General features: G+C 57.5%; 16 protein-coding genes. 14 read left to right on the top strand and 2 right to left on the bottom strand.

Translation table 11 applies throughout. The features are described from left to right. The first annotated feature begins 7 nt into the window (after positions 1-7). The 4 genes from gdhA (at position 8) to disA (ending at position 4,336) form a co-directional block, all read left to right on the top strand. Positions 8-1,354 (top strand): NADP-specific glutamate dehydrogenase, encoded by a 1,347-nt coding sequence (gdhA, locus tag BUB44_RS08445; protein WP_073165140.1) that lies wholly within the window; start codon positions 8-10, stop codon positions 1,352-1,354. A 48-nt stretch (positions 1,355-1,402) separates the two neighbouring features. After that, positions 1,403-1,585 carry a hypothetical protein gene (locus BUB44_RS08440; RefSeq protein ID WP_073165137.1) on the top strand — a complete coding sequence of 61 codons (183 nt, stop codon included), beginning with the start codon at positions 1,403-1,405 and terminating at the stop codon, positions 1,583-1,585. 302 nt (positions 1,586-1,887) lie between these two features. Beyond that, complete coding sequence (radA, locus tag BUB44_RS08435) at positions 1,888-3,258, top strand: DNA repair protein RadA (RefSeq protein WP_073165135.1); 1,371 nt, start codon at positions 1,888-1,890, stop codon at positions 3,256-3,258. Beyond that, positions 3,248-4,336, top strand: coding sequence for a DNA integrity scanning diadenylate cyclase DisA (gene disA, locus BUB44_RS08430; protein WP_073165132.1), 1,089 nt, complete (start codon positions 3,248-3,250; stop codon positions 4,334-4,336). The genes radA and disA overlap by 11 nt, the downstream gene beginning before the upstream one ends. A 24-nt stretch (positions 4,337-4,360) precedes the next feature. Here the strand turns inward: disA and BUB44_RS08425 are convergent, their stop codons facing one another. Continuing rightward, positions 4,361-4,756 carry a hypothetical protein gene (locus tag BUB44_RS08425; RefSeq protein WP_027356988.1) on the bottom strand — a complete coding sequence of 132 codons (396 nt, stop codon included), beginning with the start codon at positions 4,754-4,756 and terminating at the stop codon, positions 4,361-4,363. A gap of 200 nt (positions 4,757-4,956) precedes the next feature. Here BUB44_RS08425 and BUB44_RS08420 point away from each other — a divergent pair, with 200 nt between their 5' ends. The 4 genes from BUB44_RS08420 to BUB44_RS08405 all read left to right on the top strand — a co-directional run bounded on the left by BUB44_RS08420 (position 4,957) and on the right by BUB44_RS08405 (position 8,673). Further along, entirely contained in the window at positions 4,957-5,433 is a 477-nt protein-coding gene (locus BUB44_RS08420) for a CarD family transcriptional regulator (protein ID WP_027356987.1), read from the top strand. A 170-nt stretch (positions 5,434-5,603) separates the two neighbouring features. Then, entirely contained in the window at positions 5,604-6,743 is a 1,140-nt protein-coding gene (locus BUB44_RS08415; RefSeq protein ID WP_073165197.1) for a PIN/TRAM domain-containing protein, read from the top strand. Beyond that, the gene (locus BUB44_RS08410; protein ID WP_073165129.1) at positions 6,736-7,965 is read left to right on the top strand and encodes a bifunctional 2-C-methyl-D-erythritol 4-phosphate cytidylyltransferase/2-C-methyl-D-erythritol 2,4-cyclodiphosphate synthase; all 1,230 of its coding nucleotides are present in this window, start codon (positions 6,736-6,738) and stop codon (positions 7,963-7,965) included. The genes BUB44_RS08415 and BUB44_RS08410 overlap by 8 nt, the downstream gene beginning before the upstream one ends. 36 nt (positions 7,966-8,001) lie before the next feature. After that, positions 8,002-8,673, top strand: a complete 672-nt coding sequence (locus BUB44_RS08405) for a DVU0298 family protein (protein WP_051618122.1) — start codon at positions 8,002-8,004, stop codon at positions 8,671-8,673. On the opposite strand, the gene coaE is transcribed toward BUB44_RS08405, so the two are convergent. After that, positions 8,604-9,242, bottom strand: coding sequence for a dephospho-CoA kinase (coaE, locus tag BUB44_RS08400; protein ID WP_073165126.1), 639 nt, complete (start codon positions 9,240-9,242; stop codon positions 8,604-8,606). The two genes, BUB44_RS08405 and coaE, sit on opposite strands and share 70 nt — an antisense overlap. Positions 9,243-9,475: 233 nt before the next feature. On the opposite strand from coaE, the gene gltX reads away from it, so the two are divergent. The 6 genes from gltX to BUB44_RS08370 all read left to right on the top strand — a co-directional run bounded on the left by gltX (position 9,476) and on the right by BUB44_RS08370 (position 15,044). After that, on the top strand, positions 9,476-10,933 hold the full coding sequence (gene gltX, locus BUB44_RS08395; RefSeq protein ID WP_073165124.1) for a glutamate--tRNA ligase: 1,458 nt from the start codon (positions 9,476-9,478) through the stop codon (positions 10,931-10,933). An 88-nt stretch (positions 10,934-11,021) separates the two neighbouring features. Further along, positions 11,022-11,759 (top strand): serine O-acetyltransferase, encoded by a 738-nt coding sequence (cysE, locus tag BUB44_RS08390; RefSeq protein ID WP_073165121.1) that lies wholly within the window; start codon positions 11,022-11,024, stop codon positions 11,757-11,759. Positions 11,760-11,908: 149 nt separating this feature from the next. Beyond that, positions 11,909-13,357, top strand: a complete 1,449-nt coding sequence (gene cysS, locus BUB44_RS08385) for a cysteine--tRNA ligase (protein WP_073165192.1) — start codon at positions 11,909-11,911, stop codon at positions 13,355-13,357. A 17-nt stretch (positions 13,358-13,374) separates the two neighbouring features. Next, on the top strand, positions 13,375-13,788 hold the full coding sequence (locus tag BUB44_RS08380; RefSeq protein ID WP_073165194.1) for a Mini-ribonuclease 3: 414 nt from the start codon (positions 13,375-13,377) through the stop codon (positions 13,786-13,788). Beyond that, on the top strand, positions 13,781-14,551 hold the full coding sequence (gene rlmB / locus BUB44_RS08375) for a 23S rRNA (guanosine(2251)-2'-O)-methyltransferase RlmB (protein ID WP_073165118.1): 771 nt from the start codon (positions 13,781-13,783) through the stop codon (positions 14,549-14,551). Before BUB44_RS08380 ends, rlmB begins: the two co-directional genes overlap by 8 nt. Continuing rightward, on the top strand, positions 14,529-15,044 hold the full coding sequence (locus tag BUB44_RS08370) for an NYN domain-containing protein (protein ID WP_073165115.1): 516 nt from the start codon (positions 14,529-14,531) through the stop codon (positions 15,042-15,044). Before rlmB ends, BUB44_RS08370 begins: the two co-directional genes overlap by 23 nt. The last annotated feature ends 68 nt before the right edge of the window (positions 15,045-15,112 follow it).

Below are 15,112 nucleotides of genomic sequence, written 5' to 3'. Positions count from 1 at the left end.
TTTTACTGTGGGGGCGACACGACAGGTTATCGATGAGGTTATGGAGCAGGTGGTGAAACGAAACCCCAATGAGCCGGAGTTTCATCAGGCGGTCCTGGAAGTGCTGGAATCCCTGGAACCAGCCATTGAAAGGCATCCTGAATTCGTCGAAGCGGGTATCCTGCACAGGATAGTGGAACCTGACCGGCAGGTTATTTTCCGGGTACCCTGGGTTGACGATCAGGGCCGGGTGCAGGTTAACCGGGGCTTCAGGGTTCAGTTCAATAACGCCATTGGTCCTTATAAGGGCGGACTGCGCTTTCATCCTTCAGTAAACCTGAGCATTATTAAGTTCCTTGCCTTCGAGCAAATATTTAAAAATTCCCTGACCGGCCTGCCCATAGGGGGAGGCAAGGGGGGAAGCGATTTTGACCCCAAGGGGAAATCAGAAGGCGAAATCATGCGGTTCTGCCAGAGTTTCATGACCGAGCTCTACCGGCATATCGGGGCGGATGTGGATGTTCCGGCGGGCGATATAGGGGTCGGCAGCCGGGAGATAGGATATTTGTACGGCCAGTATAAGAGAATAACGAATCTTTACCAGGGTGTTCTCACCGGCAAGGGCCTGACCTATGGAGGAAGTCTGGTCAGGACTGAAGCCACTGGTTATGGATTGCTGTATTTCCTGGAGGAAATGCTTAAAGATCATGGACAGACCCTGGCCGGTAAAACGGTGATCATCTCGGGTTCCGGAAATGTGGCTATATATGCGGCGGAAAAGGCCCGGCAGCTCGGCGCCAGGGTAATCGCCATGAGCGACTCCAGCGGGTACATAGTGGACCCGGACGGGATAAAGCTGGAAACGGTGAAGCAGATCAAAGAAGTGGAGAGGAAGAGAATTAAAACTTATGTTGAGCACCACCCGTCGGCCCGGTATTACGAAGGGTCGAAGGGCATCTGGTCAGTTAAATGTGATATTGCCCTGCCCTGCGCTACCCAAAACGAAATTGATGAGGAATCAGCCAGGATGCTGGTGGCCAATGGGGTTATGGCGGTAGCCGAAGGGGCTAATATGCCGTCCACACCGGAGGCCATAAAAGTTTTCCGGGATAATAAAGTCCTCTTCGGGCCGGCCAAGGCCGCCAATGCCGGTGGTGTTGCCACTTCAGCCCTGGAGATGTCCCAGAACAGCATGAGGTACTCCTGGACCTTTGAGGAGGTGGATGCCAGGCTCAGGGGTATTATGGCAGCCATTTACCGGCAGGTCAGCCAGACGGCCAGGGAATACGGTTACGAAGGTGACCTGGTGGTAGGGGCAAACATTGCCGGCTTCCTCAAAGTGGCCAGGGCCATGATGGCTCAGGGGGTGGTCTAGTACAGGAGAACCGGGGATGCCGGAATGTTAATTAAAGGGGGTTAAACCGTGAATCAGTGCCCGCTGGCCTATGTGGATCCCTGCTCAAAATGCGCTCAATTCGGGAACTGCTGCCCCAGTCAGGCCGTGCATAAGCTCATCGCCCTGGAAAAGGAATTGCAGGACATAAAAGCGTTGCTTCAGGAATTGCTAAAGAGGCAACTTCAGCCCCCTGACAAGCTGCAGATATAAAAGCCGGGGAAGGTTGGCTTGCCGCCCGGCGTCATTGCCCTGCAGGAACCGGGTGTTTGCCCGGTTTTTTTCTTTACCTTTCCGGTAAAGGTTGTAAGCGGGCCTGCCGGGCGGACTGCAGCCTTAGCCGGGGCGGATCGAGGTGATAAGACCCTGTTCTGGTATTGTTTTTAACTTGTGGAAGCAAATTAAGAAATGTTATACTAAAAATGTTATCTTCTGTGAAAAAAGGCCCGGGAATGACGAATTTTATTTTCAGGAGTGGGGTTTCGGGTTCCCGATTAATTTAAGGAAGAGTGACCATGAGCGGAAAGACCCGCTACTGCTGCCAGGAGTGCGGGCACTGCACGCATTCCTGGCTGGGCCGCTGCCCTGAGTGCGGGGCGTGGAATTCCCTGTTGGAGGAAAGGGCTTCCGGCAGGGGGCAGAAAGAGGGCAGGGCCGCTGCTCCTGTTCCGCTTCCCATAACCCAGATCAACCTGGATAAGGAAGAAAGGTTTTCCACCGGTATTGGTGAACTGGACCGGGTGCTGGGCGGTGGTGTGGTACCTGCCTCGTTGATTTTGCTGGGGGGAGATCCGGGGATCGGTAAATCCACCCTCCTTTTACAGGTGGCCACCGGTGTTGCCGGTGCCGGCCGGGTGGTACTTTATGTCACCGGTGAGGAGTCGCTCCAGCAGGTACGCATGAGGGCCATCCGCCTGGGCGTGGAGTCCAGCCGGCTGTACCTCCTGGCAGAAACGGATATTGATGCGGTGGAAAACAGCATCAGGTCTTTGAATCCCGCCCTGGTTGTGGTGGATTCCATCCAGACCATGCACCATGTGGATTTCGGTTCTGCTCCCGGCAGTGTGGGGCAGGTGCGGGAGTGCACCACCCGGCTGATGCGCCTGGCCAAGGAAATGGGAGTGGCCATTTTCCTGGTCGGGCACGTGACCAAGGAGGGAATACTGGCCGGGCCGCGGATCCTGGAGCATATGGTGGATGTGGTGCTGTATTTTGAAGGGGAGAGGCACCAGTCCTTCCGCATCCTGCGGGGGGTTAAAAACCGTTTTGGGTCCACCAACGAGATTGGCGTCTTTGAGATGAAGGATGCCGGCCTGGTGGAGGTGGCCAATCCCTCTTCCCTGTTCATAATGCAGCACTCCGCCGGGCCGGTGGCCGGGTCGGTGGTGGTGCCCACCCTGGAAGGGACGAGGCCGCTTCTGGTGGAAGTTCAGGCCCTGGTGTCGCCCACCGGCTTCGGCACCCCCCGGCGCATGACGGCGGGGGTGGATTACAACCGGGTTATTCTGATCATGGCCGTGCTGGAAAAGCGGGTGGGCCTGCATCTGGGCAGCTATGACGCCTATGTCAACGCGGTGGGCGGGGTGCGCCTGGTGGAGCCGGCGGTTGACCTGGCCATAGCGGTGGCCCTGGCTTCCAGTTTCCGGGATCGCCCGGTTAACTGCCGCCTGGCGGTGGTGGGTGAAGTGGGCCTGACGGGGGAACTCCGCCCCGTTACCGGGATTGAGAAAAGGGTCCAGGAAGCGGCACAGCTGGGTTTCACCCGCTGCCTGCTGCCCCGGGCCAATGCGGGTCAGGTGGACCGGTCACGGTTGGGAACCCTGGAAATTTGGACGGCCCGGACCCTGTCAGAGGCTCTGGAAATAGCCCTGGAAAATGAGGGGTGAAACCTTGAAGGAGGAACGTGTAGAAGACAGGCTGCTGCAGTTGCTGCGTACCGTTGCTCCCGGTACTCCCTTGCGCGAAGGCCTGGAAAACATCCTGCGGGCAAAAACGGGGGCGCTGATTGTTATTGGCGATTCGCCGGAAGTAATGGAGATTGCCGAGGGAGGATTTGCCGTTAACGCGGAATTCACGCCGGCCAACCTTTATGAGCTGGCCAAGATGGATGGGGCCATAATTATAAGTTCGGATTTGAAGCGAATCCTGGCGGCGAACACCCAGCTCATCCCCAACCTGAGCATTCCTTCCACCGAAACCGGCATCAGGCACCGCACGGCCGAACGGGTGGCCAAGCAGACCGGTGCCATGGTCATTTCCATTTCCCAGCGCCGGGGAGTAATTACCATTTACAAGGGAAACCTGAAGTATGTGCTGCGGGATGTGGGGGTTATTCTGGCCAAGGCCAACCAGGCCATTCAGACTCTGGAAAAATACCGCTCGGTGCTGGACCGGGTGGTGAAGCAGCTGAGCATTCTGGAGTTTGAGGAAGCGGTAACCCTTTTTGATGTGAGCCGGGCCATTCAGAGGGTGGAGATGGTACTGCGGGTGGTCAAGGAAATTGAGAAGTACATCAGCGAGCTGGGGATAGAGGGAAGGCTGATCACCATGCAGCTGGAAGAGCTGGTAACCGGCGTGGAACACGAGGGCCTGCTGATTATCCGTGACTACGCTACGGCTGCGGACAGGTCCCCGGGTACCATTCTGGCCATGATCAACAGCTGGCCGGCGGAGGACCTCCTGGATCTTTCCCTGATTGCCCGTGCCCTGGGGTATCCCGGGAGCACCAGCATTCTCGACCAGAGCGTTTCTCCCCGGGGGTACCGCATCCTGGATAAAATTCCCCGCCTGCCCCTGCCGGTGATTGAAAATATGGTTAAAGAGTTTGGTTCCCTGCAGAAAATTCTCAATGCCAGCATTGAAGAGCTGGATGCGGTGGAGGGTATCGGGGAGGCGCGGGCCCGTTCCATTAAAGAAGGATTGGCCCGTTACCGCGAGCAACTGCTTCAGGAGGGTCGCAATTAAAAAAGGCGTCGACCGGCGCCTTTTTCAAGCCAGGTTATATATGCCCAGGATGCGCAGTTGTTTCTGTTCCTTGGCCACAATATCTTCCAGATTCAAATCAAGCAGATCGCACAGGGCCGCCAGGTAGAACAGGCAGCGCCCGATAGCGTTTTCCACCGCCTCCCGGCATTCCCCGCACATTTCCCCTGCCAGGTGTGATTCCAGCAGGTGCCGCAGGTCGGCCAGGGTAGCATCCGGGGGAATTTCTTTTTTCCGGGCGTTTATTCTCAAGCATCCGCAGCTGGTAACCGTTTTAATCACCGCCCTGTTCAGGCGGGCATTGGCCTCCTGGGTCTTGGCCAGCACGTCCAGTACACTCCGGTTGCAGACCAGCACTTCCGAAACCGTGCGCTGAAAATCATCATAGGCTGCATTTTTGATCAAAACGGTACCACTCCTTTTTCAGATGGCCCTTTTTTGATAATTATACCTGCCGGGTGCTTGTCCTGTCAAACAGGCTATTCAAAAATTTCTGTTGACACGGCATAGTAGCTATGCTAAAATTAATATTTCTTGACAAATGTCGCGGTTCCTGCTATAATTTTGTACAGGTAAAGTTTTAAGTTTAAGGGGGTCCGGCGTTGTTTAAAGTTGGAGATAAGGTCGTGTACCCCATGCACGGGGCAGGGATCATCGAAGCCATTGAGGAAAAAGAAGTTCTGGGAGAGAAGAAGCAGTATTATATTTTGCGCTTGCCCGTAGGTGATATGAAGGTAATGATTCCCATTGCCAACTGCCGGGAAATTGGCCTGCGGGAAGTCATAGATCGGGCAAGCGTACCCAAAGTTATCAGCATCCTCAAGGGAAAAAGCACCGCCATGTCCTCCAACTGGAACCGCCGCTACCGGGCTAATCTGGAAAAAATGCGCAGCGGCGATATATACGAGGTTGCCGAGGTGGTGCGTAACCTGGCCAAGAGAGAGAAGGAAAAGGGCCTTTCTTCCGGGGAAAGAAAAATGCTGGAGAATGCTCGTCAGATATTAATCAGTGAGCTGGCTCTGGCTACCGAACTGGAAGAAGAAAAAGCCCAATCCCTGGTGGACAGCGCTTTTGCTTAATACACGTCAGTAATTACTGGCGTGTTTTTTTTTAAAAGGTAAGAATCTCCAATTTTTAGTTGAAGTGGTTATCTTATGGGGCTATAATATAAGTGTCAGCAATGAAGCGGGCAAGCCCACTCGTAAACAGGAGAATTAAAGAGAGTTGAGGAGAAAGTGAGGTGAAAATGTTGCTGAGGCGCGTTATTTTTTTTCTGCTGATTGCCATCTTTTCGGCGTCCGGCTTTTATACGGGCCTGCTCGTTCTGGACAGGGGTTTGTTATCTCTCCCGGGCGGCCTGCCCCAGCTTAAGTTCGGCATCCTGGCCCTGAGCACCCTGATCGGGCTTATACTGGGCCTGTTCCTGGCTTCCCCGATCATTCGCGGGGCCGTACGCCTGACATCTTTCCTGGAACAGCGTCTTTCCAGGACCCCGACCCAGGACCTGGTGATGGGTTCTGTGGGCCTGATTATTGGACTCATAATTGCTAATTTATTAGGTTCAATTCTTTTTGTTCTGGGACCGCTGGGCAAGATTATCTGGATCCTGGGCACCCTGCTTCTGGGTTATCTGGGAATGAGTGTGGCCGTGAAAAAAAGGGAGGAGCTGCTGGGCCTTTTCAGTAATTTTCCCCGTTTTGGCAGGGAAAAGGCCTCCCGGGCGGAAAACCGCCAGTCCAATTTCAAGCTGCTGGATACCAGCGTAATTATCGACGGCCGCATTGCTGACCTGGTTGACAGCGGTTTTATTGAAGGCACCCTTCTGGTTCCCGCCTTTGTGCTGGAGGAACTGCGGCATATTGCCGATTCTCCGGACGTGTTAAAACGCAACCGCGGCCGCCGGGGGCTGGATATACTGAACCAGATGCGCAAGAATTCCCCGGTCAAGGTTCAAATAATCGATAATGTGCGGGGCCTGGAAGATGTAACCGAGGTGGATTCCAAGCTGGTCAAACTGGCCCAGCGCCTGGGGGCCAAAATAATGACCAACGATTTTAATCTGAACAAGGTGGCCGAGCTTCACGGTGTGAAGGTGCTCAACATCAATGAGCTGGCCAACGCCATCAAACCGGTGGTCCTGCCCGGGGAAGAAATGGTCGTGCAGGTGGTCCGGGACGGCAAGGAAGCCGGCCAGGGTGTGGGCTACCTGGATGACGGCACCATGATCGTGGTCGACGGGGGTAAAAAATATATCGGGCAGACCATCAGCGTGCTGGTAACCAGCGTACTGCAGACGGCTGCCGGGCGGATGATCTTCGCCCGTCCCCGGCAGGAGCAGCGCCAGGAAAACGGAAATGTGCGCTATAACGGGGTGAACGCCATTGGATAATGTTTTTGCCGTGGTGGTGGCCGCCGGGCGTTCCGAGCGGATGGGGCAGGGAATAAACAAGCAGTTCCTGCCCCTTTCCGGTTTGCCCGTGCTGGCCCGGAGCCTGCGCATTTTTGAGGAAGCGGAACCGGTCCAGGGCTACGTTGTGGTGGCGGCGGAGGGGGATGTGGAGCGCGTGGACCGGCTGGCCCGCCGGGAATGGGGCTGCCGCAAACTGCGGGGAGTGGTACCCGGCGGCGGGCGGCGGCAGGATTCCGTGCGCAACGGGCTGGAAGCCCTGCCGCCGGAAACGGAGGTTGTGCTCGTTCATGATGGCGCCCGGCCCCTGGCGCGGGTGGAGGATGTGCTGGCGGTGGCCCGCGAGGCTTCCCGCTGGGGGGCGGCCACCCTGGCCGTTCCGGTGAAGGATACGGTAAAGGAGGCGGGCTCCGGGGGCTTTGTGGCCCGTACCCTCCCCCGGGAAGTGCTGTGGCAGGCCCAGACCCCCCAGGGCTTCAGGTTTTCCCTGCTCGTGGAAGCCCACCGGCGGGCGGCGGCGGAAAAAATTTCGGCCACCGATGACGCTTCCCTGGTGGAGGCCATGGGCCACCCGGTGAAACTGGTCCCCGGCTCCTACCGGAATATTAAAATTACCACCCCCGAGGATATGGTTGTGGCGGAGGCCCTGCTGGAGAAAGGGGAGAAGAGCAACGTGCCTTCTGCACCGTTGAGGATGGGTTTCGGATACGATGTGCACCGGCTGGTTGCCGGGCGCCCCCTGATCCTGGGAGGGGTGGAGGTGCCCTTTGAGCGGGGTCTGGCGGGGCATTCCGATGCCGACGTGCTGGTCCACGCTGTTATGGACGCCCTCCTGGGTGCCGCCGGGCTGGGGGATATCGGCCGCCATTTTCCCGATCACGACCCCCGTTATGCCGGGATTTCCAGCCTGATGCTGCTGGAAGAGGTGGGAAAGATGCTGGCGGAACGGGGGTACAGGGTGAGCAATATCGATGCCGTGGTGGTGGCCCAGGCACCCCGGCTGGCCGCATACATTCCCAGCATGGAATTTAACATTGCCCGCTCGCTCAATATTGATGCCGGCCGCATTAACGTCAAGGCTACAACCACCGAAGGGCTGGGCTTTACCGGTACCGGTGAGGGGATAGCGGCTTACGCCGTGGCCGCCGTTGTCTCTTCTCGGGGTCGTTCGGAAAATCTATTGCCCACAGGAGCTCTGGATTAACCGCGCAGGGACGGAATTCTTCCGGGGGCAACCGGCATGGCTTTTATACCCGGCGAAGGGGTGGATTCTATGTTGAATACTAAAGACCTCGTGATAACCCTGTTAAAAGAGCGGAAGTATGATGAAATCGCCGAAATGGTGGCCGGGGACAGGACCAGGATCAGGTACTTGAGAAGGCTCCTGTATGAGCCCGGTACGCTCCTCTGCTGGCGGGCCATCGAGGCCATGGGTGTGGTGGCCGGGCGCCTGGCCGAAGAAGACCCCCAGGCGGTGAGGTTGATTTTGCGCAACCTGCTCTGGGCCATTAACGAGGAGTCCGGGGGCATTGGCTGGGCCTCCGTGGAAGCCATGGGGGAAATTGTTGCCCGTCGGCCGGATCTATATGGGGATTATGCTTCCATCATCCTCTTTCACGTGGAGGAGGAGATGCTGCGCCGCGGAGTAATGTGGGCGGCAGGACAAATTGCCCGGGCCAGACCGGATCTGGTGAGGAGATACATACCCATGCTGGCCCCTTACGTGGATGATCCCGACCCCGTGGTAAGGGGGTACACGTTGCGTTTTCTCGGTATAATGGGCGAGAAACTGGATAGGGAGCAATACGGGCATTTGTTGCAGGATACCAGTATCGTACCCGTTTATGAAGACGGGGAAATACGCCGGGTTACCGTTGCGGAGCTTGCCCTTGCCTGCACCAATTGCCGGTAGACTTCTTCCACCTGCTTCCGGGTTTCTTCCAGGCAGCCGTCGTTATAAATAACAAAATCAGCCCACTTCATTTTCTCGCCCGGGGGAGCCTGGGCGTTAATTCTTTTCAAAGCTTCCTCCCGGTTGAATCCCCGGCCCAGAAGCCTTTGCAGCTGTACTTCGGGGGATGCGTGAACCACGATGATTTTGTCCACCAGATGTCCCGCCCCTGCTTCCACCAGCAGGGGAATCTCTTTGATGATCACCGCATCGGGATCCCGGGCCAGGATTTCTGCGGTAATTTTCCTGTCCTCCTCAAAAACTGCCGGGTGAACGATGCTGTTCAGCCGGGCCAGCTTTTCCGGATCGTCGAAAACCAGGCGGCCCAGCTCCTTCCGGTTGATGGTCCGGTCAGGGTTCAGTATACCCGTGCCGAAAAATTTTACGATTTCTTCCCATGCCTTTAACCCCGGGCTCATCACCCTGTGGGCGAGGGCGTCAAAGTCAATCACCCGTGCCCCCAGATCCCGGAATAGAGCGGCCACCGTGCTTTTACCCGTGGCAATGCCGCCGGTTAATCCTGCAATCACTTGCCATTACCGTCCTTTTTTGGCTGTCCGGCCCCGGCCGGACCGGCCGCAATTTGCCCCCGCGTATCTGCCCGGCGGGGAAAGGGTATTTCTCTTCCCTTATATTCTAGTGCCGCATGCGGGCCCCGGCAAGGCCCCGCGCCCATTTCTCAAGTTGCTTCTTACGCCCGGCCGGTGATATAATATGGGTCGAATAATGAGGTCTTAAAATACATAGTGGAGGAGGACCATTTTTGTCCGGCGTCAGAGTGAGGTTTGCACCCAGCCCTACCGGCCCGCTGCATATCGGTGGGGCTCGTTCGGCGTTATTTAACTGGCTGTTTGCCCGCCAGAAGGGCGGTACTTTTATTGTGCGCATTGAAGATACGGATCTGGAGCGTTCTTCCCGGGAATCGGAGCAAAATATCCTGGAAGCACTACGCTGGCTGGGCCTTGACTGGGATGAGGGAGTTGAGGTGGGCGGCCCCTGCGGCCCGTACCGGCAGACGGAACGGCTTTCCATTTACCAGCAGTATGCCCGGCAGCTTTTAGAAAGCGGGTGGGCCTACCCCTGTTACTGTACGGAAGAAGAACTGGCTGCCGAGCGGGAGGCCCTTCTGGCCCGCGGTGAAATGCCCCGCTATTCCGGCCGCTGCCGTCACCTGACTGAACAGGACCGGCGCCGCCTGGAAGAAATGGGGCGGCGGCCGGTTTTACGTTTTGCGGTTCCCGCCGGGGAAAACATCACCGTTCACGATCTGGTCCGCGGTGAGGTGACCTTTGATACGGCGGGTATCGGCGATTTTATTATCGTCAAATCCGATGGTATTCCCACCTATAATTTTGCGGTGGTGGTGGACGACCACCATATGGGCATTACCCATGTCATCCGGGCGGAGGAGCACCTGTCCAACACGCCAAGGCAGATCCTCCTGTACCGTGCTTTCGGCTGGCCAGAACCTCAATTTGCCCATATTTCCCTGATCCTGGGCCAGGATCGTTCCAAGATGAGCAAGCGGCACGGGGCCACTTCCATCGAGCAGTACCGGGAAATGGGCTACCTTCCCGAGGCCCTGGTCAACTTCCTGGCCCTTTTGGGCTGGTCCCCGGGGGGAGAGGAGGAAATATTCACCCTGGAGGAACTGGTGCAGCAGTTTTCCCTGGAGCGGGTGGCAAAGAACCCGGCCATTTTTGACCTGGACAAGCTTAACTGGTTGAACGGCCACTACATCCGGCAGAGTTCCCTGGACCGCCTCACCGAGCTGGCCATTCCCTTTCTGCAGAAAGCCGGTTATATTTCCGGCGGGGTGACTCCGGAACAGTACCGGTGGTTGAAACAGCTGGTGGCTACCGTACGGGATTACCTGACCAGCCTGTCCGAAATTACCCGCCATGTGGATATTTTCTTCGCGCCGGAGGTTGAACCGGAGGATGAAGAAGCCCGGGCGGTGCTGGCCGGGGAAGAGGTTCCCCGCGTCCTTTCCGCCCTGGCGGAAAAGGTCAGGACGGTCAGTGAGCTGGATGAGGACACCGCCCGGGGCATATTGAAAAAACTGCCCAAAGAGCTGGGTCTGGGTGCCCGGAAGGTTTACCTGCCCATCAGGGTAGCTCTCACCGGCCGGACCCACGGGCCGGAGCTTTACCAGGTCATTTCCCTTTTGGGCCGGGAAAAGGTGCTCTCCCGCCTGGGCCGGGTTGCCGGTGCCTGCTGAAGCATTCCGGTGGTTCTTCCTGTCTCGAGCAAATAAAGCGGATCACAGGCTGTTCATATTCTCCGGTTAGCCACTTGGAGGGTGGGCCATGTTCAAGCAGCTCAAACGTGATATACAGGCGGTATTTGAGCGGGATCCGGCGGCCAAGAGCCTCCTGGAGGTGCTGCTCTGCTATCCCGGCCTGCATGCCATAATTATGCACCGGATAGCCCATTTCTTTTACCGGAAGCGGCTTTTCACCATTGCCCGCCTGATCTCGCATATTTCCCGCTTTCTCACCCAGATCGAAATCCACCCCGGGGCAAAAATCGGCCAGGGATTGTTTATTGACCATGGTGCCGGGGTGGTAATTGGAGAAACGGCCGAAATTGGCGACAACGTGACCATCTACCAGGGAGTGACCCTGGGGGGGACGGGCAAAGAAAAGGGCAAGCGCCACCCCACCATCGGCAACAATGTGGTTATCAGCGCCGGGGCCAAGATACTCGGTTCTTTCACCGTGGGCGACAACTCCAAAATTGGTGCCGGTTCAGTGGTGCTCAAGCCCGTACCTCCCAACAGCACCGTGGTGGGAGTGCCCGGCAAGGTGGTCATTCAGGACGGCAAGCGGGTGGATTCAGCAAGCAAGCCGGATATTGATCTGCGCCACGACCTGCTGCCCGACCCGGTGGCGGAAGTAATTAACTGCCTGATGCACAATATTGAACGCCTGGAAAAACGGGTTCTGGAGCTGGAGAAAAAGCTGGCCGATGCTAAAACGGCTGAACCCCTGGAGGCCTGTGACAACCTGGTTCGGGGTGCCTTTAATCAGCCGGATAAGTCCTGAAGAGGGTAGCGCCGGTTCTAAGACAAGAATGCTTGTCGGGCCGCGGCCGGCACAGGGCTGCCTGCCGGGACACGCGCAGGGTTGGAACAAAGCGGCGGCGGTTGTTCCGCCGCAGTTTACATAAAGTTGAACAGGGGAGCGATTGTTCCGTGGAAATTTACAATACCTTAACCAGGCGCAAGGAAAAATTTATTCCCCGCCAGCCGGGACGGGTGGATATGTATGTCTGCGGGCCCACCACCTACAATTTCATCCACCTGGGCAATGCCCGCCCGCTGGTATTTTTTGATACGGTGCGGCGGTATTTTAAGTTCCGGGGTTATCAGGTGAGATATATCCAGAATTTTACGGATATCGATGATAAAATCATCAACCGGGCCCGGGAGGAAAATATGGACGCGCTGGCGCTGGCCCGCAAGTACATTGAGGAATATTACCGGGATGCCGGGGCTCTAAATGTACTGCCGGCCGATGTGCACCCCAAAGTTTCCGAACACCTCCCGGAAATTATCGAGCTCATCAGTACCCTTATCGCAAAGAGGGCCGCCTATGTGGTGGAGAACGATGTGTTCTTTGATATCAGCGCCTTTCCCGAATACGGCAAGCTGTCCGGCCGTACCCTGGAGGAGATGCAGGCGGGGGCCAGGGTGGAGGTGGACCCCCGCAAAAAACACCCCATGGATTTTGCCCTCTGGAAAGCGGCCAGGCCCGGGGAGCCGTCCTGGGAGAGCCCCTGGGGCAGGGGACGCCCCGGCTGGCACATTGAATGCTCGGCCATGGCTTTAAAGTACCTGGGGAGTAACTTTGATATTCACGGGGGAGGATATGATCTGGTCTTTCCCCACCATGAAAACGAAATTGCCCAGGCCGAGGCGGCTACGGGGCAACCCTTCGCCCGTTACTGGATGCATAACGGGTTCATCACCGTTAATCAGGAAAAAATGTCCAAGTCCCTGGGTAACTTCTTTCTGGTGAGGGAAATACTGGAGAAGTTTCCCCCGGAAGTGGTCCGTTTCTTCCTCCTTTCCACACACTATCGCAGTCCCCTTGATTTTGACGACGAAAAAATGGCCGCTGCCGGCCGGGGACTGGAACGCATGAAAAACAGCATCCGCCTGTTAATGGAAGCCCTGGAGCAGCCGGGCAGGGAAGAGCTTAATTCCGCGGATGAAGAGTTTGCGGCCGCGCTGGAGCGGTACCGGCAGGAATTTGTGGCTGCCATGGATGATGATTTTAACACCGCCCTGGCGCTGAGCATTTGCTTTGAGCTGGCCCGGGAAGTCAACACCTACCTGCACAACAATACCGGGGCTCCCTGCCGGGCGGCCCTGGAGAAGGCGCTGGAACTCTTCCGCTCCTTCAACGAGGTGCTGGGGATTTTCCGGGTCGATGAAGGGACGGGGCGCATTCTCATCGAGGGACGGCATGTTCCGGGGGGCGGCCTGGAGGAACCCCTGATCGAACTGCTGCTGGAGGTGCGGCAGCGGGCCAGGGCGAAGAAGGACTGGACCACTGCCGACTACATCCGGGATCGCCTGAAAGAGCTGGGGATAATCCTGGAAGATACACCCGGCGGGGTGCGCTGGAAGAGACAGTGAGGGAAGGGACGTTTTTCTTGACCATATCTTTACCAGGCGAGATTATTCCCAACGCGGACCAGCTTCCGGCCACTGTGCTGGCCTACATTGGCGATGCGGTGTACGAGCTGGCTGTCCGCCATTACCTGGTAACCCGGGGAATAGCCAGTGTGAATCAACTGCACCGGGAAGCCATAAAATATGTTCGGGCCGATAACCAGGCCCGGGTAATGCACGCCCTGAAGGATAAGCTTACGGAAAAAGAGGCAGCTGTTGCCCGGCGGGGACGCAATGCCCGGAGCGGCCACCCTCCCCGGGGAAGCGACGTGATCAGCTACCGGTACAGCACGGGGCTGGAAAGCCTTGTCGGTTATCTGTACCTGACCGGGCAGTGCGGGCGCCTGGGAGAAATCCTGGAACTGGCCCGCCAGGTGGTGGAAGCAGATGGCTGAAAGGGCGGATGGTGACAACATTATTGCCGGTCGCCACCCGGTAAAAGAGGCCCTGGCGGCCAACCGGCCCATCAACAGGCTGCTGGTGGCTAAGGGGGCCGGCAGTGCTGCCCTGCAGGAAATTCTCAACCTGGCCCGGGAGAGGGGCATCCCTGTTCAGTATGTTGAGCGCGCCCATTTAAACGGGCTGGCTAAAAATATTCCCCATCAGGGAATTGTGGCCCTGGCCGGGGCCAGGGAATATGTTTCCGTGGATGATATCCTGGCTGCCGCATATCCCGCGGATCCCTTTGTCATCCTGTTGAATGAGATTAACGATCCCCATAACCTGGGCGCCATCCTGCGTACGGCCGACGCCGCCGGAGCCCACGGCGTGATCATCACCCGGCACCGCTCGGCTGCCCTTACCGCGGCCGTGGCCAAGGCTTCCTGCGGGGCCCTGGAATACGTCCGGGTGGCCAGGGTAGCCAACCTGGCCCGGACCATTACCTACCTCCAGGAGCGGGGCCTCTGGGTGGTGGGAGCCAGCGGGGATGCGGAGGACGTTTACTGGGATGTGCGCCTGGACGGTCCCATCGCCCTGGTTATTGGCGGTGAGGACAGGGGCCTGGGAAGGCTGGTGCGGGAAAAGTGCGATCAGCTGGTCAGGCTGCCCATGGCCGGGCGGGTTGGTTCCCTGAATGCCTCGGTGGCGGCAGCCCTGCTGGCCTACGAGGTGGTCAGGCAGAGGAGACGGGTCCATGGACGAGTACCTGATCGTTGATGGTTACAACATTATTCATGCCTGGCCGGAGCTGGAACAGCTTTCCGGAGACTCGAGCCTGGAACATGCACGCACCCGGCTGGTGGATATTCTGGTTAATTATGCCGCCCTGACCGGCGAGCACGTGGTGGTGGTTTTTGATGCCCACCAGGTGAAGCAGGCCGGGGACCGGTCGGAAACCGTGGGCGGGGTGGAGGTGGTTTATACCCCTGAAGGTGAAACTGCCGATGCGGTTATCGAAAAACTGGTGGGCGAGCTATCCCGGCGGGGAACGGTTTACGTGGCCACTTACGACTGGGCCGAGCAGAGAATGATCCTGGGCAGGGGTGCCTACCGGATCACGCCCAGGGAGTTGTGGGAAAAAGTCCAGCGCACCCGGGAAGAAGGGAAAAAGCACTTCGACAGCGGGCGCCCGGCGGATGCTTATCTGGAAAACCGCCTGGTGGACGAGATTCGCCTGATTTTTGAGCGCTGGCGAAGAAGAAAAGACTGAGCGCCACCACTGGTTGGCGAAAGCAAGTCCTAATTTTTCTTGACGGGTTACCGGACCTGAGATATAAT

Source organism: Desulfofundulus australicus DSM 11792 (assembly GCF_900129285.1).
Classification (GTDB): domain Bacteria; phylum Bacillota; class Desulfotomaculia; order Desulfotomaculales; family Desulfovirgulaceae; genus Desulfofundulus; species Desulfofundulus australicus.
Note: the sequence above shows the minus strand (reverse complement) of the source record. Positions and strands in the feature narration are given on the sequence as shown.

What these genes read in the sequence shown, in the direction of transcription:
- radA (WP_073165135.1), top strand. Translation starts at nt 1,888, where the DNA reads ATGAGCGGAAAGACCCGCTACTGCTGCCAGGAGTGCGGGCACTGCACG.
- disA (WP_073165132.1), top strand. Translation starts at nt 3,248, where the DNA reads ATGAGGGGTGAAACCTTGAAGGAGGAACGTGTAGAAGACAGGCTGCTG.
- BUB44_RS08405 (WP_051618122.1), top strand. Translation starts at nt 8,002, where the DNA reads ATGGCTTTTATACCCGGCGAAGGGGTGGATTCTATGTTGAATACTAAA.
- cysE (WP_073165121.1), top strand. Translation starts at nt 11,022, where the DNA reads ATGTTCAAGCAGCTCAAACGTGATATACAGGCGGTATTTGAGCGGGAT.
- rlmB (WP_073165118.1), top strand. Translation starts at nt 13,781, where the DNA reads ATGGCTGAAAGGGCGGATGGTGACAACATTATTGCCGGTCGCCACCCG.
- BUB44_RS08370 (WP_073165115.1), top strand. Translation starts at nt 14,529, where the DNA reads ATGGACGAGTACCTGATCGTTGATGGTTACAACATTATTCATGCCTGG.